Origin of the sequence: Paenibacillus sp. FSL K6-1318, from assembly GCF_037976905.1 — a bacterium.
Classification (GTDB): Bacteria; Bacillota; Bacilli; order Paenibacillales; family Paenibacillaceae; genus Paenibacillus; species Paenibacillus amylolyticus_A.
The window spans coordinates 6,281,537-6,296,697 of the sequence record NZ_CP150270.1; the positions used below are offsets into that span (position 1 = coordinate 6,281,537).

At 47.2% G+C, this 15,161-nt stretch carries 16 protein-coding genes; 8 read left to right on the plus strand and 8 right to left on the minus strand.

The window, feature by feature from the left end; all coding sequences use genetic code 11:
* Positions 1-136 precede the first annotated feature (136 nt).
* From NYE45_RS28135 to NYE45_RS28145, 3 genes are all read left to right on the plus strand, one after another.
* The gene (locus NYE45_RS28135; protein ID WP_340014818.1) at positions 137-733 is read left to right on the plus strand and encodes an SMI1/KNR4 family protein; all 597 of its coding nucleotides are present in this window, start codon (positions 137-139) and stop codon (positions 731-733) included.
* Between the two features lie 194 nt (positions 734-927).
* Positions 928-1,929: a cation diffusion facilitator family transporter gene (locus NYE45_RS28140; protein ID WP_139331915.1), complete on the plus strand. Its 1,002-nt coding sequence runs from the start codon at positions 928-930 to the stop codon at positions 1,927-1,929.
* Positions 1,930-2,182: 253 nt separating this feature from the next.
* Positions 2,183-2,683, plus strand: a complete 501-nt coding sequence (locus tag NYE45_RS28145) for a hypothetical protein (RefSeq protein ID WP_017691802.1) — start codon at positions 2,183-2,185, stop codon at positions 2,681-2,683.
* Between the two features lie 331 nt (positions 2,684-3,014).
* Here NYE45_RS28145 and NYE45_RS28150 read toward each other — a convergent pair whose 3' ends face one another.
* From NYE45_RS28150 to NYE45_RS28165, 4 genes are read right to left on the minus strand one after another with little or no spacing between them, the layout of a single operon-like run.
* On the minus strand, positions 3,015-4,088 hold the full coding sequence (locus NYE45_RS28150; RefSeq protein ID WP_074092622.1) for an ABC transporter substrate-binding protein: 1,074 nt from the start codon (positions 4,086-4,088) through the stop codon (positions 3,015-3,017).
* Positions 4,085-4,894 carry an ABC transporter permease gene (locus NYE45_RS28155; protein WP_062836831.1) on the minus strand — a complete coding sequence of 270 codons (810 nt, stop codon included), beginning with the start codon at positions 4,892-4,894 and terminating at the stop codon, positions 4,085-4,087. The genes NYE45_RS28150 and NYE45_RS28155 overlap by 4 nt, the downstream gene beginning before the upstream one ends.
* On the minus strand, positions 4,869-5,702 hold the full coding sequence (locus NYE45_RS28160; RefSeq protein WP_017691799.1) for an ABC transporter permease: 834 nt from the start codon (positions 5,700-5,702) through the stop codon (positions 4,869-4,871). Before NYE45_RS28160 ends, NYE45_RS28155 begins: the two co-directional genes overlap by 26 nt.
* Entirely contained in the window at positions 5,692-6,801 is a 1,110-nt protein-coding gene (locus NYE45_RS28165; RefSeq protein WP_062836830.1) for an ABC transporter ATP-binding protein, read from the minus strand. The genes NYE45_RS28160 and NYE45_RS28165 overlap by 11 nt, the downstream gene beginning before the upstream one ends.
* Before the next feature lie 255 nt (positions 6,802-7,056).
* Here NYE45_RS28165 and NYE45_RS28170 point away from each other — a divergent pair, with 255 nt between their 5' ends.
* Positions 7,057-8,379 carry an MFS transporter gene (locus NYE45_RS28170; RefSeq protein WP_340014819.1) on the plus strand — a complete coding sequence of 441 codons (1,323 nt, stop codon included), beginning with the start codon at positions 7,057-7,059 and terminating at the stop codon, positions 8,377-8,379.
* A gap of 49 nt (positions 8,380-8,428) precedes the next feature.
* On the opposite strand, the gene NYE45_RS28175 is transcribed toward NYE45_RS28170, so the two are convergent.
* Together NYE45_RS28175 and NYE45_RS28180 are read right to left on the minus strand one after the other, a co-directional pair.
* A complete protein-coding gene (locus NYE45_RS28175) occupies positions 8,429-9,640 on the minus strand; it encodes a nitric oxide synthase oxygenase (protein ID WP_340014820.1) in 1,212 nt (403 codons plus the stop codon).
* Between the two features lie 127 nt (positions 9,641-9,767).
* Positions 9,768-10,247, minus strand: a complete 480-nt coding sequence (locus NYE45_RS28180) for a DNA starvation/stationary phase protection protein (RefSeq protein WP_340014821.1) — start codon at positions 10,245-10,247, stop codon at positions 9,768-9,770.
* Between the two features lie 360 nt (positions 10,248-10,607).
* Between NYE45_RS28180 and NYE45_RS28185 the strand changes: the two genes are divergently transcribed.
* Positions 10,608-10,958 carry a cupin gene (locus NYE45_RS28185; RefSeq protein WP_340014822.1) on the plus strand — a complete coding sequence of 117 codons (351 nt, stop codon included), beginning with the start codon at positions 10,608-10,610 and terminating at the stop codon, positions 10,956-10,958.
* A 71-nt stretch (positions 10,959-11,029) separates the two neighbouring features.
* Here the strand turns inward: NYE45_RS28185 and NYE45_RS28190 are convergent, their stop codons facing one another.
* Positions 11,030-11,767, minus strand: a complete 738-nt coding sequence (locus NYE45_RS28190) for an HAD family hydrolase (protein ID WP_340014823.1) — start codon at positions 11,765-11,767, stop codon at positions 11,030-11,032.
* Between the two features lie 287 nt (positions 11,768-12,054).
* Here NYE45_RS28190 and NYE45_RS28195 point away from each other — a divergent pair, with 287 nt between their 5' ends.
* From NYE45_RS28195 to NYE45_RS28205, 3 genes are all read left to right on the plus strand, one after another.
* A complete protein-coding gene (locus NYE45_RS28195; RefSeq protein WP_260986603.1) occupies positions 12,055-12,318 on the plus strand; it encodes a hypothetical protein in 264 nt (87 codons plus the stop codon).
* Between the two features lie 151 nt (positions 12,319-12,469).
* Positions 12,470-12,901 (plus strand): SMI1/KNR4 family protein, encoded by a 432-nt coding sequence (locus NYE45_RS28200; protein ID WP_145149556.1) that lies wholly within the window; start codon positions 12,470-12,472, stop codon positions 12,899-12,901.
* Positions 12,902-13,016: 115 nt separating this feature from the next.
* Entirely contained in the window at positions 13,017-13,205 is a 189-nt protein-coding gene (locus tag NYE45_RS28205; protein WP_145149558.1) for a hypothetical protein, read from the plus strand.
* An 82-nt stretch (positions 13,206-13,287) separates the two neighbouring features.
* Here the strand turns inward: NYE45_RS28205 and NYE45_RS28210 are convergent, their stop codons facing one another.
* Positions 13,288-15,027: an adenine deaminase C-terminal domain-containing protein gene (locus NYE45_RS28210; RefSeq protein WP_340014824.1), complete on the minus strand. Its 1,740-nt coding sequence runs from the start codon at positions 15,025-15,027 to the stop codon at positions 13,288-13,290.
* Positions 15,028-15,161: the final 134 nt, after the last annotated feature.

The following is a 15,161-nucleotide window of genomic DNA, read 5'->3' on the forward strand; positions in this document are numbered from 1 at the left end:
TGTAGTACGTAAGCAAGGACTCCGGATTCTTGTATGCCTTTTCGGATTATAACTATAATATGAGGTGCAATCAGTCACAGACTGCTCGCATAATACTCACCCTATTATCTGAATAGTTCATATGGAGGGGAACTGGATGTCAGAACAACGTATATATGAATTGATGGATGAACTGGATGTTTTGCTGGAGGAAAAGGTACAGGATGAGGAAAACCGGGAGCTCTTGGAGGCTTATCGCGAGTTTGATGGCGTGATGGATGAGCAGCTTGACGCATTCGAGCGTGAGCACGGTATTCAATTACCTGCTGATTTTCGTGCATTCTATACACGTAAAAATGGGAGTGGTTATGGCTTTCACGTCTTGTACCCAAGCCTTGAGGAAGGACGGGAATCCGAACCATTCTACCTGTTATCCCTGGAAAAGATTCAAAAGGAACAGTCCACGCTGGTGGAGAACCGCATGGATGATTATTTTACCGAAGAAGAGATCGGAGAACTTGATCCCCGAATCAAACCCTACCTTTTCCAGAAAAAATGGGTTACGTTTGGCATGCTCGGAGGTGGATCACTGTATCTGATGTTCGACTTTGATCCGACAGAGCAAGGAACGGTTGGGCAGATTATTATGTACGTGCATGATCCGGATTTCGTATATTATGTCGCTGGGACGTTTACGGAGCTTTTGGAACAATCCAACCGGAACTTACGTGCCCTGGAGGCCATTGAGTACTGAAGAAGTCTAGCGTGTCCAAGTTAGAATCAGCCTACTCCCTACGGATCACTTGAATAGCATGATGATATGACCTTTTTTGCATAATGCTGGGATATGTCAAAGCGGTTATAATAACATTTAGTGGAAATGCACAACCTATGTAGATGAGGACTACCTTTTCTACACACCACATTGATCTGGGAGGAACATACGAAGTGGCTGAACAACCAAAGTCTGAGAGCTTTATGTCTCTCGTCAAAAAAGGAAACACATCCTCCGCCGTAGCGATGGCAGGTAATGCTGTACTTGCTGTGTGCAAGGGAGGAGCCTTCCTATTCAGTGGCAGTGGCGCCATGTTCGCTTCGGCGATGCATTCACTCGCTGATGCCATTAATCAAGGGTTTGTCTTTGTCGGAAGTGTGTTGTCCGAGAAAAAACCTACACGCCGCTTCCCGACCGGATTCGGACGGGTCATTAACATTTTCTGCATGATCGCCGTTATTGTCGTGACGATTATGGCCTATGAGACCATTCATGAGGGGATTCACCTGCTCCAACATCCTGCCGGTCATTCCGGGGGTCTCTGGATTAACATCGGTGTGCTCGTCTTGAACATTCTGATCGACGGGGCCATTCTGATCAAAGCCATGAAGGAAATTCTCAAAGAAGCACGCGCACCCAAAGCCGCCGGATTTGCCTTGGTCCCTGCTGCCATCAAAAATGTTGGCCGTGCTGCGCCACCAACCCGTCTCGTATTCTACGAAGATGTTGTCGCTGTACTTGGTGCCCTGCTTGCATTGATCTCTGTCGTGGTCATTGCCTTGACCAATTTTGCATTGCTCGACGGCATTGTAACAACGATTATTGGATGTCTGATGATCGCGGTAGCCTTCCGTGTCGGTTATGATAATATGATCGGATTGATCGGGGTAGCGGCTCCGCAGGATATTGAGGACAAAGTGTCCCAGACTATTCTCGCAGACACGCACGTTGCGGATATTCAGATGATGCGTATCATTCAGGAAGGCCGTTATTATCATGTCGAAGGTCTGATTGAGTTGACCAAAGGACTCAGCCTTGCCGATGCGGATGACATCAAGTTCCGTATTCAGGAGAAACTGATGACAAACCCCGACATCGCCGACGCTGCCATCTCCATCATTGAGGATGACGGTGTGAACAGCTGGGGCAAGAAACATTCGGATGTGGTGAAATAACGAGTTTCTCTTTTGATAAAAAGAAAAACAGAACCCACTCTTCAACAGGGTGGGTTTTTAGCATGTTCAACTACACACTCATCTAGGGAGTATCGTTTCTCAAATTTACGTACCTAGACTTTGGTCTAGGTTCACTTTAACTCCAAAGACGGAGGATAGACTTTTCCAGTTCATGGTATGCTGTGAGTAACGAAAGTATTGCTCTACATACAACCGTTCGGAAATTGATGTTTTATTGAGAAGGAGAGATATTATGGCTAAACGTACGATCCTTGCGCCTGTTCTCATTTTGCTGGGCGTGTACCTGATTCTGAACCAGGGAGGTTCTCTCGGTCCGGGTACGATCTTTGCGACCTTCTGGCCCACGTTATTCGTGATTCCACTCGGACTGTTCTTCCACTGGCTGTACTTCTCCATGATTGGCAGAGGGGTTGGACTTCTGGTTCCCGGTGGCTTGTTGCTCACTGTCGGTATTGTCTGTCAGATCGCCATGCTGTTTAACAACTGGGGTACGATGTGGCCGGGCTTCATTCTGGCTGTAGCTGTTGGTTTGTTTGAATTGTATTGGTTCGGTGGTCGGAACAAATGGTTGCTGATCCCCATCAACATTCTAACGGTGATATCGTTGCTATTCTTCGCTGTGATGTCGATTGGTACGATGCTGAGCAGCTTGAGCTTTATTCAACCGTTCGTGGCGATTGTGCTGATTATGGGTGGGGCTTGGATCATGGTAGGTCGCAAAAAGCGCATGTAGTGGCAATTATATAAGATGAACAGGGTGCGATTAACTGAGTCACTGCGGTGACAGAACAACTTCGGATCGCTGTTATCCCCGGATTTTTTTGAATCCCATCTAGCAATGGGAAAATCCGTTGATAAAGGCGAACGCTTCGCTTCCTTCGTTTGTTCTGTCCCTCCGTTAACGTTTGATCTTTAATGTTCATCTTATATGGCACTTCAAGCGCTATTGCTCTGAAGCAGGTAATAAAAAAGGGTTGCTGCTTGTCATTCAATTGAAATGACGAGCAGCAACCCTTTTTGTCTTTTTTTCAGAATCTAACGAACTGTGCACATGTTATTGGCGGTTATTTGCTGTGCATTTTAAACTCCAGGAACAGGTCGTTATAATGCGAGAGCATTTTTTTGCCCAGATTATCGTAGACCTCCAGCTTACCTGTCAGTGTCTCGTCCGGATAGAAACGTTCATCCTCGGAGATGTCCTCTGGCAGCAGCTTCAGCGCCTCGGCGTTTGGTGTGGAATACCCCACATACTCCGCATTACGAGCAGCATGATCCGGGTCCAGCATGAAGTTGATAAACTGGTGTGCCCCTTCAATATTACTCGCTGTCTTCGGAATAACCATGTTATCAAACCAGAGGTTTGAGCCTTCTTCCGGCACCATGTAATCCAACTTGTCGTTCTCATCCATAATCTCGGATGCATCCCCGGACCACACAAGTCCAACCGCAGCTTCCTCGTTCGCAAGCAGCATCTTGATCTCGTCCCCGACAATCGCTCTGACGTTCGGCGTCAGGGTAGACAGCTTTTTCAGAGCCTCTTGCAGGTGGTCTTCGTTGGTATCATTCAGGGAATAGCCGAGACTGTTCAATCCCATCCCAATGACTTCACGTGCACCGTCAAGGAGCAAGATTTGGTTTTTCAGACGCGGGTCCCACAGGTCATTCCAGCTATCAAACGTCAACCCATCCACCAGTTCCGGATTGTACACAACCCCCACCGTTCCCCAGAAATAAGGGATGGAGTACTTGTTGCCTTCATCAAAGGACAAGTCCATAAACCGTGGATCAATGTTGTCCAGATGGGTTAATTTGCTATGATCGAGTGGAACGAGCAGGTCTTCTTCTTTCATTTTGCTAATCGCATATTCGGAAGGAATCGCCACATCAAATGTGGTCCCTCCCTGCTCAATCTTGGTCAACATCGCTTCATTGGAGTCAAATGTCTGATAAATAACCTTAATACCGGTCTCATCCTCAAACTCCTTGAGCAGATCCGGGTCGATATAATCTCCCCAGTTATAGATGGTCAGCGTGTTACCGCCAGAATACCCCTGACTCTTATTCAGATACGAAGCCAGGATCATCAGGGCAAACGCGGCCACAAAAACAAGCGCAAATGTCCGTACCAGTTGCTTCATGGTCGCAGCCCCTTCCCTCCAGGTGGAATCCGCGTTGCACGGCGATTAATGAAGTAATATCCAACCACCAGCAACACCGTCAGCAGGAACAATAGGGTGGACAGAGCATTGATGGACAACGAAACGCCCTGCCTTGCTCTCGAGTATATCTCTACAGAGAGTGTAGAGTACCCATTACCCGTGACGAAGAATGTTACTGCAAAATCATCGAGCGAGTACGTCAATGCCATGAAGAATCCGGCAAAAATACCCGGTTTCACGTATGGCAGCACCACACGCGTCAGAATCTGCCATGAACCAGCGCCCAGATCGCGCGCCGCATCCATCAGTGTAGGGCTCATCTCCTGCAGCTTCGGCAACACCATGATGACAACGATCGGTACACTGAACGCAATATGAGACAGCAAAACCGAAGTGAAACCCAGTTTGATACCAATCATGGTGAACAGAATCAGGAATGACGCACCAATGATAACATCCGGACTAACGATGAGCACGTTATTGAGTGACAGCAACGTATTCTTGGTCCGTTTACGACGCACATGGTAGATCGCCAGTGCTCCTGCTACACCAAGGATCGTCGAGATCGCCGATGACAGGAGCGCAATGATAAATGTATTCAGCACTATGATGAGCAGCCGTGTATCGGCGAACACCTCTCTGTACCATTCGAGTGTGAATCCTTCGAAGCTGCGCATATGGCCGCCACTATTGAAGGAGTAGAAGATCAGATACGCAATCGGTGCGTACAATATGGCGAATACAACGGCTAGATAGACGTTAGACAGCTTTCCGTTTCTTCCCATTACGCACCTCCTTCTTGCCTGATCCAGTCAGGAACATAATAATCGCCATCGCAATAATCAGAAAGACGGCAATCGTCGAACCCATTCCCCAGTCCTGGGTGACGAGAAAATGCTGTTCAATTGCTGTTCCCAGCGTAATTACACGGTTTCCCGCAATGAGGCGGGTAATCATGAACAGAGACAGCGCAGGAATAAATACAGCCTGACATCCTGATTTCACCCCGCTAATGGTCAGCGGAAAGATAACCCGGCGGAACGTCAGCCAAGATGAGGCTCCCAGATCCCGCGCCGCGTAGATCAACGATGGATTCATCTCTTCCAGCGCATTGAAGATCGGCAGGATCATGAATGGAATGAAGATATACACCGAGACAAAGATAAAGCTGAAATCGGTGAACAAAATCTGCTGTGTGCCAATACCCACGACTTCAAGCAGGGAGTTGGTCAGACCATACGTTCCAAACAGGCCGATGAAGGCGTACGCTTTTAACAAAAGATTGATCCAGCTTGGCAGAATGATCAGCAGCAACCACAGCTGCTTGTGCTTCGTCCGGGTCAGCATATACGCCGTTGGATACGAGATCAGCAGCGAGAACGCCGTAATCAGAAATGCATACCAGAACGAACTGAGCGTCATCTGCAAGTACACCGGCGTAAAGAAGCGGGCGTAGTTGCCAAACGTGAAGTTACCCTCCACATCGAAGAATGAATAATAGATGACCAGCAGAACCGGCGCCACAACAAACAACACCATCCATAGTACATATGGAATCAGATACGCATTGCGTGTGCTGGCCTTAGTCTGCATGAGCGGCCTCTTGATAGGCTTCGAGTCGTTTGTCGAACTCTTCTTCGGTCTCGTTAAAGCGCATAACGTGTACAGCTTCCGGGTCAAAATAGAGCCCTATCCGCGCGCCGACAACAGCTTTCTTGGTTGAATGAACAAGCCACTCATTGCCCGCATCGTCGTACGTGGATATTTCGTAATGCACTCCGCGGAATAACTGGGAGTCCACATTGACCTTCAGCTTACCTTGTTCTTCGGTTGTAATCTCAAGATCCTCTGGACGAATGACAATCTCTACCGGCTCGTCCGGCTGGAGACCCTGATCGACACACTCGTGCTGTGCGCCAGCGAATTCCACCACAAAGTCCTGCTTCATTTTGCCCGATACAATGTTCGATTCTCCGATAAAGTCTGCAACAAAACGGTTAATCGGCTCATCATAGATATCATTCGGTGTACCACTCTGTTGAATCACGCCGCCATTCAGGACAAAGATCTCGTCGGACATCGCCAAGGCCTCTTCCTGATCATGCGTAACAAAGATAAACGTGATGCCCAGTCGCTGTTGCAGCTCTCGTAATTCATACTGCATTTCGGTCCGCAGCTTCAGATCGAGTGCTGAGAGCGGCTCGTCCAGCAGCAGAATTTCAGGTTCGTTCACAATGGCGCGTGCAATCGCAACACGTTGTCGTTGTCCGCCGGACATTTCGCCGATTTCACGGTTTTCGTAACCGGATAGATTGACAAATTTGAGGGCTTCCAACACTTTGCTGCGAATTTCAGCCGTTTTCATCTTTTTGATCCGCAAACCAAAAGCTACGTTCTCAAATACATTCAAATGTGGAAATAACGCGTAATCCTGAAATACGGTATTCACCTGCCGCTGGTGGGCAGGCACCCGGTTGATAAGCGCACCATTAAAATAAATACTGCCCTGTGTCGGCTCCGCAAAACCGGCAATCAGCCGCAATATCGTTGTTTTCCCGCAGCCCGATGGGCCAAGAAGCGTATAAAATTTACCCCGCTCAATCTCAAAGCTGACTGCCTTCAATACGGCTTCATCCTGATCGTATTGCTGAGTCACCGCTTCGAAGCGGATAATCGGTTGTTGTTCTGACATGCCTCACATCGCCCCCTTATACTTGAGGTACCTCTTAAATCTGTACACTTTCGTTCATGCATCCTTATAGATAACCCATCTATTATATATGATTCAGGTATATCCGCAATGGTTTTGATGTAAACGCCCCGTGTGATTTCTTCTTATTTTCATAAATTCTGCATACATTACGGGTATATGTCGATATCTACGCATTCCTGTGGGAAATGAAGCACGTTTAGGATTCCATTTTATGTGTGAGAGGAGTCTTGGCTCTTGGATATTCGTCGTAACTTGCCTTTGCTGATGACGATTTGTTTCCTAAGTCAGATGGGCGGATTCATGATCCTGCCTCTGTTTCCTTTGTTTATTGAAGAATTCGGCCTGTCCGGCTGGATGATGGGGGTTATTTTCGCACTCTTTTATGTGGGTAAAGTCCTTGGGGGTATTCCAGCAGCGGCAATTTATAAAAAGCTCGGAGGGAAAAAGGCGCTCATCCTGATGCTGTTACTGCTCGCGGTCTGTATGGGTGGCTTCGCTTTGTCTTCTACGGCCGTATTATTTGGTCTGCTCCGGTTGCTGCAAGGGCTGGCTTCCACCGGTCTTACCGTGGTCGTGCGTTCCATCATCGGGGATGGGGGTAATGTAGACAACCGCGGCCTATACAATGGATATATCAGCAGCAGTGAAGGTGGCGGCATGGTGCTCGGTCCGGTCATAAGTGGCTGGCTGGCGCTGCACTGGCCACTGTCGGTTCCTTTTTTGCTCGTCACGGTATGTTGCCTGATGGCCGTGGTCGCTGCGATGGGGATGAAGACGACACAAGAACCTCTGGACAACTCAACACACTCGGTGCTGCACACGGATGTTGTTGAAGACTTCACTACAAATGACTCCCATCCGCATACTACTATGACTGCACCTCCTCTACCTTCAACAACATCTGATGCACTGCATACGCAAGGTACGTCTATCTCCCAATCCAATCAAGCTCCCGACTCAACAACGATTAGCCCAACTACAGAGCTTACCCAGCGTCAACAGCTTCTCGGCTACGGTACGGTACATTTTCTGGAGATGAGCGCCTATGCGGTGTTTCTCACCTACTTCGCACTGTATGCGGCTCACATCATGCATTGGGACCCCTTTGCCACCAGTCTCGCTTTCACCGTATCCGGCATTTCTACGCTTGCCGCTGCCCCCTTTGTTGGTTATCTCTCTGACCGGATGGGGGATCGTCTGTTGCTTTGTATGCTCGGCATGTTCCTGATTGGAATCGAAGTCGTTGTATTTCTAAACACGTCCTCCCATCTATGGGTCTACGTTGGCATGCTGATTGGCGGGGTTGGCGGTGCATGTTATATGGATTCATTCTTTGCTCATATTGGTGATCACATACCAGACGAGAGCCGAAGTTCCGTTATAGGCAAAATTGTCTCTGCTGCCGAAATCGGCTCCATCGTGTCTCCACTGGTTGCAGCGCTACTTATGGAAGTTGGCTCGCTGTACTCCGTGTTTGTGTTCAATCTGGTGCTGATTGCCGCTGCCATTGTAGTTCAGGCCGTGATGCGCAGCCGGTTCCGATTGAAAGAGGGTTAACTCATCATTTGATAAAAAAGGATCACAAAAAATAACCCGTCTGCACAATTTAATGTGCAAACGGGCATTTCATTGGTGTATCCCCGGCCTGTGGCTGGGGATTCTCTACCTGTGCATTCTGCTGCTCGCTGCTTCGCGGCTCTACGGCAGATGCCACGCCATCTTTCAGAGTATACGCCTGATCCTGACGGAAAAAGTTCGGCTTCACGATCTCATTACGATAGGAGCTGTGGAAAATATGTGTAGTTGCCGGAGACACTGGAGGAATCAGCCACACCCAATCTCCGGTCAGTTCACGCCCAGCCTTCTCTTCCCGCTGTTCAAACATAGCAAATTGCGCTGCCGCCGTGTGGTGATCCACAATGCTCACGCCTGCTTTTTTGAACGAATGCAGCACAGCCACATTTAACTCGACCAACGCTCGATCCTTCCACAATGTCGTTTCACTCGACGTATTCAATCCAAACGCTTCCGCCACCGCAGGCAGCTTGTTATACCGGAACGTATCCGCCAGATTACGGGCGCCGATCTCGGTACCCATATACCAACCATTGAACGGTGCTGCTGGATAAGATATACCGCCAATCTCCAGTCGCATATCGGCAATCATCGGCACACCATACCAGCGCATGCCAAGTTCGGCTATCTCCGGTCGCTCCGGGTGTTCGATACGAACTTCCACAATCTCTTCTTCGGGTATAACATACCACTCTGGGGCTTGTCCTTGCGCCTGAATAATGAGCGGTAACACATCATATGAGCTACCTGCCCCCTGCCAGCCAAGGGACATCGCCGCCTTGGTCAGTTCCACGGAAGCAGGGTCTCCAATAATGCCTTGCTCCGTCTCATATCCTGCATAACGAATGAGCTGATGATTCCAGAGGCGTACCGGAGTTCCGTTTGGCCCATCTGGTGGAAGGATGGTAATCATCGGGATTACTTTGCCACCGTTGGATGCCACATGAATATGATTCAGCACAGCTTCCGCTGCCGTTCCTGCCGTATCAGCGTGACGGGCGTCCACGATCCGAAGTTTATCCCAGAACAGCCGCCCGATACAGCGGTTGCTGTTCCGCCATGCCATTTTACAACCCTGCTCCAATTCCTCTGTGGTATGCACATAGGTACCCGTTACTTCGATCTCGCCCATAACGGCAGCAAGCCGGGCCTGTGCGTCTTCACGCGAATGGCCCAGCTCTTCATAACATGTATATATAAACCGTTCAGCTTCTTCCTGCAATTGTTCCAGGTCTGACCGCATCGTTCATTCCACCATTCTGTACATCTTGAATGCCATCATTATACGGCAAGCGCACCGGATTTGTAAGCGAACGGACACTTTGTTCACGGACTCTACATATCGTTGTCAGGATGTAGGGTGACTTTGCTTATTTGCCTAGAAATGCGTTTAACATCCAGACCTCTTTATCCAGTGCAGCAGTGAATCCAATCAGCATATCTTCCGTAGCATTATCTTCCGCTTCTCCTGCTTCGTGAATGCCTTGACGAATCACTTCCTCCATCGTGCGCAGATCAGCAATCACCGACTCCACCATACGCTCAGCAGACAGCTGTCCTTGTGCCTCTTCAATCGGAGACAGACGTAGCTGTTCAGTCATTGTAGCCACCGGACGTCCACCAATAGCAAGCAAACGTTCTGCAACTTCGTCCATATTCGCCGTAGCCAAGTTGTACAGTTCTTCGAATTTGGCGTGCAGTGTGAAGAAATGAGGTCCTTGGACATACCAGTGGAAGTTATGCAGTTTCGTGTACAGTACGGACCAGCCCGCGATCTGACGGTTCAGAACATCTTGAAGTGCTGTGGCGTTGTTAGCAAAAGTGTTGTTTCTAGTTTGGATTGTGCTCATGGAATTTATCCCCTCTCGAATATAAAAATAGAATTTGAATTTTATGATGGATTGCTTCGGTTCGCTTCTTTTAATTTAGACTTAATCTAAATCTTGTTTTAATTATAACACCGCATATACGGTTTGGGAAGGCTTTTGCACTGTCTTGTAAATGAAGATTCCATGAAGCTGAGCTTCATAGAAACGTTGGCACAAACAACTAACAAAATGATGAATGTATGCAAACTGTTCCTAAACCATTGGAGCTATGATAGACTCATCTGATCGGATTATCCATAAATTAGTGGAATAGTATGATACCCATCATAAGGATAGTTATCATTGTAGGAAGTTAACTTAGTCACTATTGCGGAGGTAAACATGAGGATATTTCAATTTAAACAAGAGTCAGGGAAAAAGATAACCAAATTTGATTCTAATTTCGTAATGTCACGTATTACGCAGACCAACAAAGCAGCTCATATCGGATGTATGCATTTAGCTGAAGGTGGAGTAGTAGGTTATCACCAAGCTGTGGTTCCTCAACTCCTTTTGATCGTAAGCGGAGAGGGCTGGGTAAGAGGTGAAGCAAATGAATATATCAAAGTGCATTGTGGCGAGGCCGTACTCTGGGATAAACATGAATGGCACGAGACCAAAACAGAAGCTGGACTCATGGCAATTGTAATTGAAAGCGAAGAGTTAGACGCCTCATTAATGATGCCTTTATAGAAGGTATAATATAAAAAAGCAGACCTGCACCTAAGACGGTAACAGGACTGCTCCTTTAAACATAAATCTCCTTAAGCTTGAACGCACTCAAAAGTCAGAATACGACTGATCTCTTCATAGCTGGATGCTACAAAATGAGGTTGATGATCGGATTCCGGCAGCGCCTCCCGATGGTTGAACCAGATGACTGTCCAGCCTGCATCGACTGCACCTACCACATCATTACGCCACGAGTCTCCGATGTAATAGCTGGAACGGGCATCTGTCCCGGACTGCTTACTCACATATTCGAACAATCTGCGATCCGGCTTCGCATAACCAGTCATACCGGAGATGAAGACCAGATGCTCGTCCACGAGACTGAGCACATCAAGTGCTTCAAGCTTGCGGCGCTGATGCTCTCCTTCTCCATTAGTGATCAGACCAACGGTATGACCTTCTACCTGAAGCCTTCTGATCAGCTCATACGCTCCTTCAAAAGGTACAATCTCGAACTGTCTGCTCAGATACTGAGCTTGCAGTTCTTCTGCCTGTCCCGATTGTAGGGGAAGCTCAAATTCCTCCATCGTCAACTCAAACCTCCGACGGCGCATTCGCTCTACTGCATCCGGTTCTGGTACAGCGGATAGACCTTCTTGTGCAGACAGCCAGTCACTGTAATAGCGAAAACGGTGATAGGCCTCAGCATAAGGGAAATCATCCGGCAGGCCGAGAACATCCTGCAACGCGCCACGGAGCGGCTGCAAGTGATCATATAACGTATCATCTACATCGAAAAATATCGTTTTAGCTACATTTTTTATATTCATAATTGTTACTGATCCTCCTGCTCCTGTCTCAAGCATGCTCTTCTTACTACTATATATGTAATCCTATGCCTCGTCCAAAAGGGATTTGTTGCGTGATCACTTCTACTTCAGAACAGTGCCCATAATAACGCTTAGACCAGAATTGATCGGACGGCTTTATATGTTAAAATAAGGATGATTAGATCTGAGGTGATGACGATGTTCAACCCAAAATTCTTCTTCTATTAGTTGTGCTCAAGGCACTGGCTACTCAAGCCAAAATCTAGCCCGGTACAACGGGGATGAAGATGTTCACACAGGAAGAGATTCAATCATGGGAAAATGAAACAGCTTTTGCACAGAGACACAACAAGAAGTTCATTGATCCAAGAAAAGTAAAGCTGAAAGATCACCGTAAAGGAATCAAGAGCACGCATTACAACAAAGAATGTAAATCTGCTCGTAAACATGATTATCGTCTGTATAGAACCAAAATGAAGCGTCTCATGTACCAGGAGCAATATGATCTTCTGCACAACTATAAACGAACGAGCGGTTGGCTAACTTGGTAAACTGGAGTTAGAAGAGTAGTCCTTACATAACATTACTGCGCTACATCAAAATCAGTAGCCTTTTAAGTTAAGAAGGACTTCTTTTTTCAATCAATTACATACCGTTTCATTCGTTACTGACAGTTAGAATATATCGAGGAGGCCTTTATTCATGTGGAAAGAGCATCTTCATAGCATTTCGAAGGAGTATACGTTCAGTCCCCCTGCATCTGGAGATGACATTGCAAAGGTGGAAGACTCCTTACAGGTTACGCTCCCTCGTGAATTAAAAGAAATATTGCTCGAAACCAATGGAGTCAGAGCTATTTACGATTTGGGACTTATCTGGTCAGTAGATCGAATCAAAAATGAAAACAAACACTATCGTGACGACCATTTTCAAGAATATTATATGCCATTTGATAATTTGATTTTCTTCGGGGAAAGCGGGATTGGGGATTTATTTGCTTTTCCTGTGACAGGGGATGGAACGTGTAGAGATGACGTGTTTGTGTGGAATCATGAAAATGACAGCCGAAAATGGGTCGCACCTTCAGTGTCCAAATATTTGGAGTGGACTTTAGAAGGCAAAATAAAAATTTAATTTACGGACTAACGGACCCTAATCTACGATGAATAATTAGATAATTTTGTATTTCCATTTAATGAATATTATATTAATGAACACATTACAAATGAATAAAAGGTGGAATGAACTTATGAGTACATCAGAAAAGAAATGTCATGATTGCGGAGGAACATCTTTCGTAGAAGCATCGGATTACATCAACCTTCGTCCATTGGATAAGAAAATGACTCTCGGTGTGGAAAAAATGTACACGGTTTGTCTGGATTGCGGCGAAGTTGTTTCCATTAAAGTGAAGAACCCAGAGAAGTTGCTAAAATAATAATTCCAACAAGCACAGACAAAAACACCCTAGCTCACAATTGTGAAATAGGGTGTTTTTTCACGACGTATGTGTCTTCAGTCTATACAATCAACGATACAACCTTACCTGCATTCACATCAATCAGGCCATGGTCCGTGATCTTCAGCGCGGGACTTACCGCAAGAGAGTGTGTGCTAATAGACATGATCGGGTTGTAATGTACATATCCAAGAGACAACATCGCTGCTCTCAATTCCTTCACTTGATGGGACACCACGGCCAGTGGTTCTTCCGTCAAAATGCCACCTACGGGAAGTTCCAGATGGGACAGCACCTTGCCGTCTTCCACCACACAGAAGCCACCCTGGCTCGAAATCACTGTGTTAGCTGCCAATATCATATCTTCACGATTACGTCCTACAACCAGCAGGTTGTGATTGTCGTGTGAATATGTCGTTGCAATGGCGCCACGTTTGATGGTGTCTCCACCGATCAGACCATGTGCACGATTGCCGTTCACGCCATAACGTTCAAAGGTCGCGATCTGCGCATATCCGCTTTCTTCCCATAGCAATTCGCCATCCGCAGACTGAACCGGTGCAATATGCTCTTCCACAAAAGTAGAACCATCCTTCACCATCATGACACGGCATTGGTACTCACCTTCACCAGCGAGATCAACACCTGCTCCACTTACTTTCGGATCTGACAACTGAATTGCAAAATCTGCTACGCCCAGCTTCTCCAACTGCACACTCTTATAGAAGTGAGGTGGAAATTGCCCGGTTACTCGTTCTTGCTTATACGGTTCGGAATTGTCATAAGCTTTGCGGCCGTTTTTGTACACCTGATCAATCGAAAGCTCTTCCAGGTTGGATAGCAACACATAATCGGCCACTTTGCCTGGGGCCACGCTGCCACGATCGGTCATTTTCATCCGGGAAGCAGGAGTAGATGTTGCTGCATAGACCGCATCTTCCGGACGCATCCCCATCTGAATTGCTTTACGTACGATATGATCCAGATGACCATGCTCCACCAGTGAATCCGGCATTACATCATCTGTTACGAAGCAGAAATGCTGCGCCACATCATGTTGAATCAGGTACTCCATGACTTCCGGTGTCATTGATTTCTCCTGAATTTCAATAAACATACCTGCGGCAATCCGCGCCTGTAATCCCTCAATGCTCTGATGGGTATGGTCGGAATCAATACCTGCGTAGATCAGTCGATGCAGATCGAGTCCAAGCAGTTTCGGTGTATGACCTTCGATCACCAGATCAGGATAGTTTTTGCGAATATGCTGTAAAATCTGGTTGGTCTTGCACTCTGGATCACGGATGACATCGACATAGTTCATGATCTCGCCCAGACAGATGATCTCGCCAGTCGCGAGCAACACATCCATATCTTCAATCTCAATCGAACCACCTGTTGTCTCCATCGGGGTTGCCGGAACCGAACTCGGGATCGCATAGAACATATCCACGGTCGTCTCCCGACTCGCAGCCATCATCTCCTGCACACCCTCCAGCCCGAACACATTTGCCATCTCATGAGGTTCAGCTACAATGGACGTTACTCCACAGCCAATGAGACCATGAGAGAAGGTTTCCGGTGTCACCATTGTACTTTCGATATGCAGATGGATATCGATCAAACCAGGAATCATGTATCTTCCCCGCGCATCAATGACCTCGTCTGCCTGAATCATCTCAGGCCCACCGGGTCCAACATATAGGAATCTGCCGTCGAGTACAGCGACGTTGTTCATTTCAAACCGTTTATAATAACTGTTATACACATGTACATTCACAATCAGTTGATCTGCACGCATGGGGCATAATCTCCTTCTTCACAAGCATTTCACCGCGATGCGAACCGGACAATGAACCTGCACTTTATTCTGCTGTACTGCACATGACTGCGCACCACTGCCCTCGTCCGGAATCATCGCATGAGTTGCCTTCT

What these genes read in the sequence shown, in the direction of transcription:
- NYE45_RS28210 (WP_340014824.1), bottom strand. Translation starts at nt 15,027, where the DNA reads ATGCGTGCAGATCAACTGATTGTGAATGTACATGTGTATAACAGTTAT.
- NYE45_RS28135 (WP_340014818.1), top strand. Translation starts at nt 137, where the DNA reads ATGTCAGAACAACGTATATATGAATTGATGGATGAACTGGATGTTTTG.
- NYE45_RS28160 (WP_017691799.1), bottom strand. Translation starts at nt 5,702, where the DNA reads ATGCAGACTAAGGCCAGCACACGCAATGCGTATCTGATTCCATATGTA.
- NYE45_RS28195 (WP_260986603.1), top strand. Translation starts at nt 12,055, where the DNA reads ATGTTCACACAGGAAGAGATTCAATCATGGGAAAATGAAACAGCTTTT.
- NYE45_RS28190 (WP_340014823.1), bottom strand. Translation starts at nt 11,767, where the DNA reads ATGAATATAAAAAATGTAGCTAAAACGATATTTTTCGATGTAGATGAT.
- NYE45_RS28145 (WP_017691802.1), top strand. Translation starts at nt 2,183, where the DNA reads ATGGCTAAACGTACGATCCTTGCGCCTGTTCTCATTTTGCTGGGCGTG.
- NYE45_RS28150 (WP_074092622.1), bottom strand. Translation starts at nt 4,088, where the DNA reads ATGAAGCAACTGGTACGGACATTTGCGCTTGTTTTTGTGGCCGCGTTT.
- NYE45_RS28175 (WP_340014820.1), bottom strand. Translation starts at nt 9,640, where the DNA reads ATGCGGTCAGACCTGGAACAATTGCAGGAAGAAGCTGAACGGTTTATA.
- NYE45_RS28185 (WP_340014822.1), top strand. Translation starts at nt 10,608, where the DNA reads ATGAGGATATTTCAATTTAAACAAGAGTCAGGGAAAAAGATAACCAAA.
- NYE45_RS28200 (WP_145149556.1), top strand. Translation starts at nt 12,470, where the DNA reads ATGTGGAAAGAGCATCTTCATAGCATTTCGAAGGAGTATACGTTCAGT.
- NYE45_RS28165 (WP_062836830.1), bottom strand. Translation starts at nt 6,801, where the DNA reads ATGTCAGAACAACAACCGATTATCCGCTTCGAAGCGGTGACTCAGCAA.
- NYE45_RS28155 (WP_062836831.1), bottom strand. Translation starts at nt 4,894, where the DNA reads ATGGGAAGAAACGGAAAGCTGTCTAACGTCTATCTAGCCGTTGTATTC.
- NYE45_RS28205 (WP_145149558.1), top strand. Translation starts at nt 13,017, where the DNA reads ATGAGTACATCAGAAAAGAAATGTCATGATTGCGGAGGAACATCTTTC.
- NYE45_RS28180 (WP_340014821.1), bottom strand. Translation starts at nt 10,247, where the DNA reads ATGAGCACAATCCAAACTAGAAACAACACTTTTGCTAACAACGCCACA.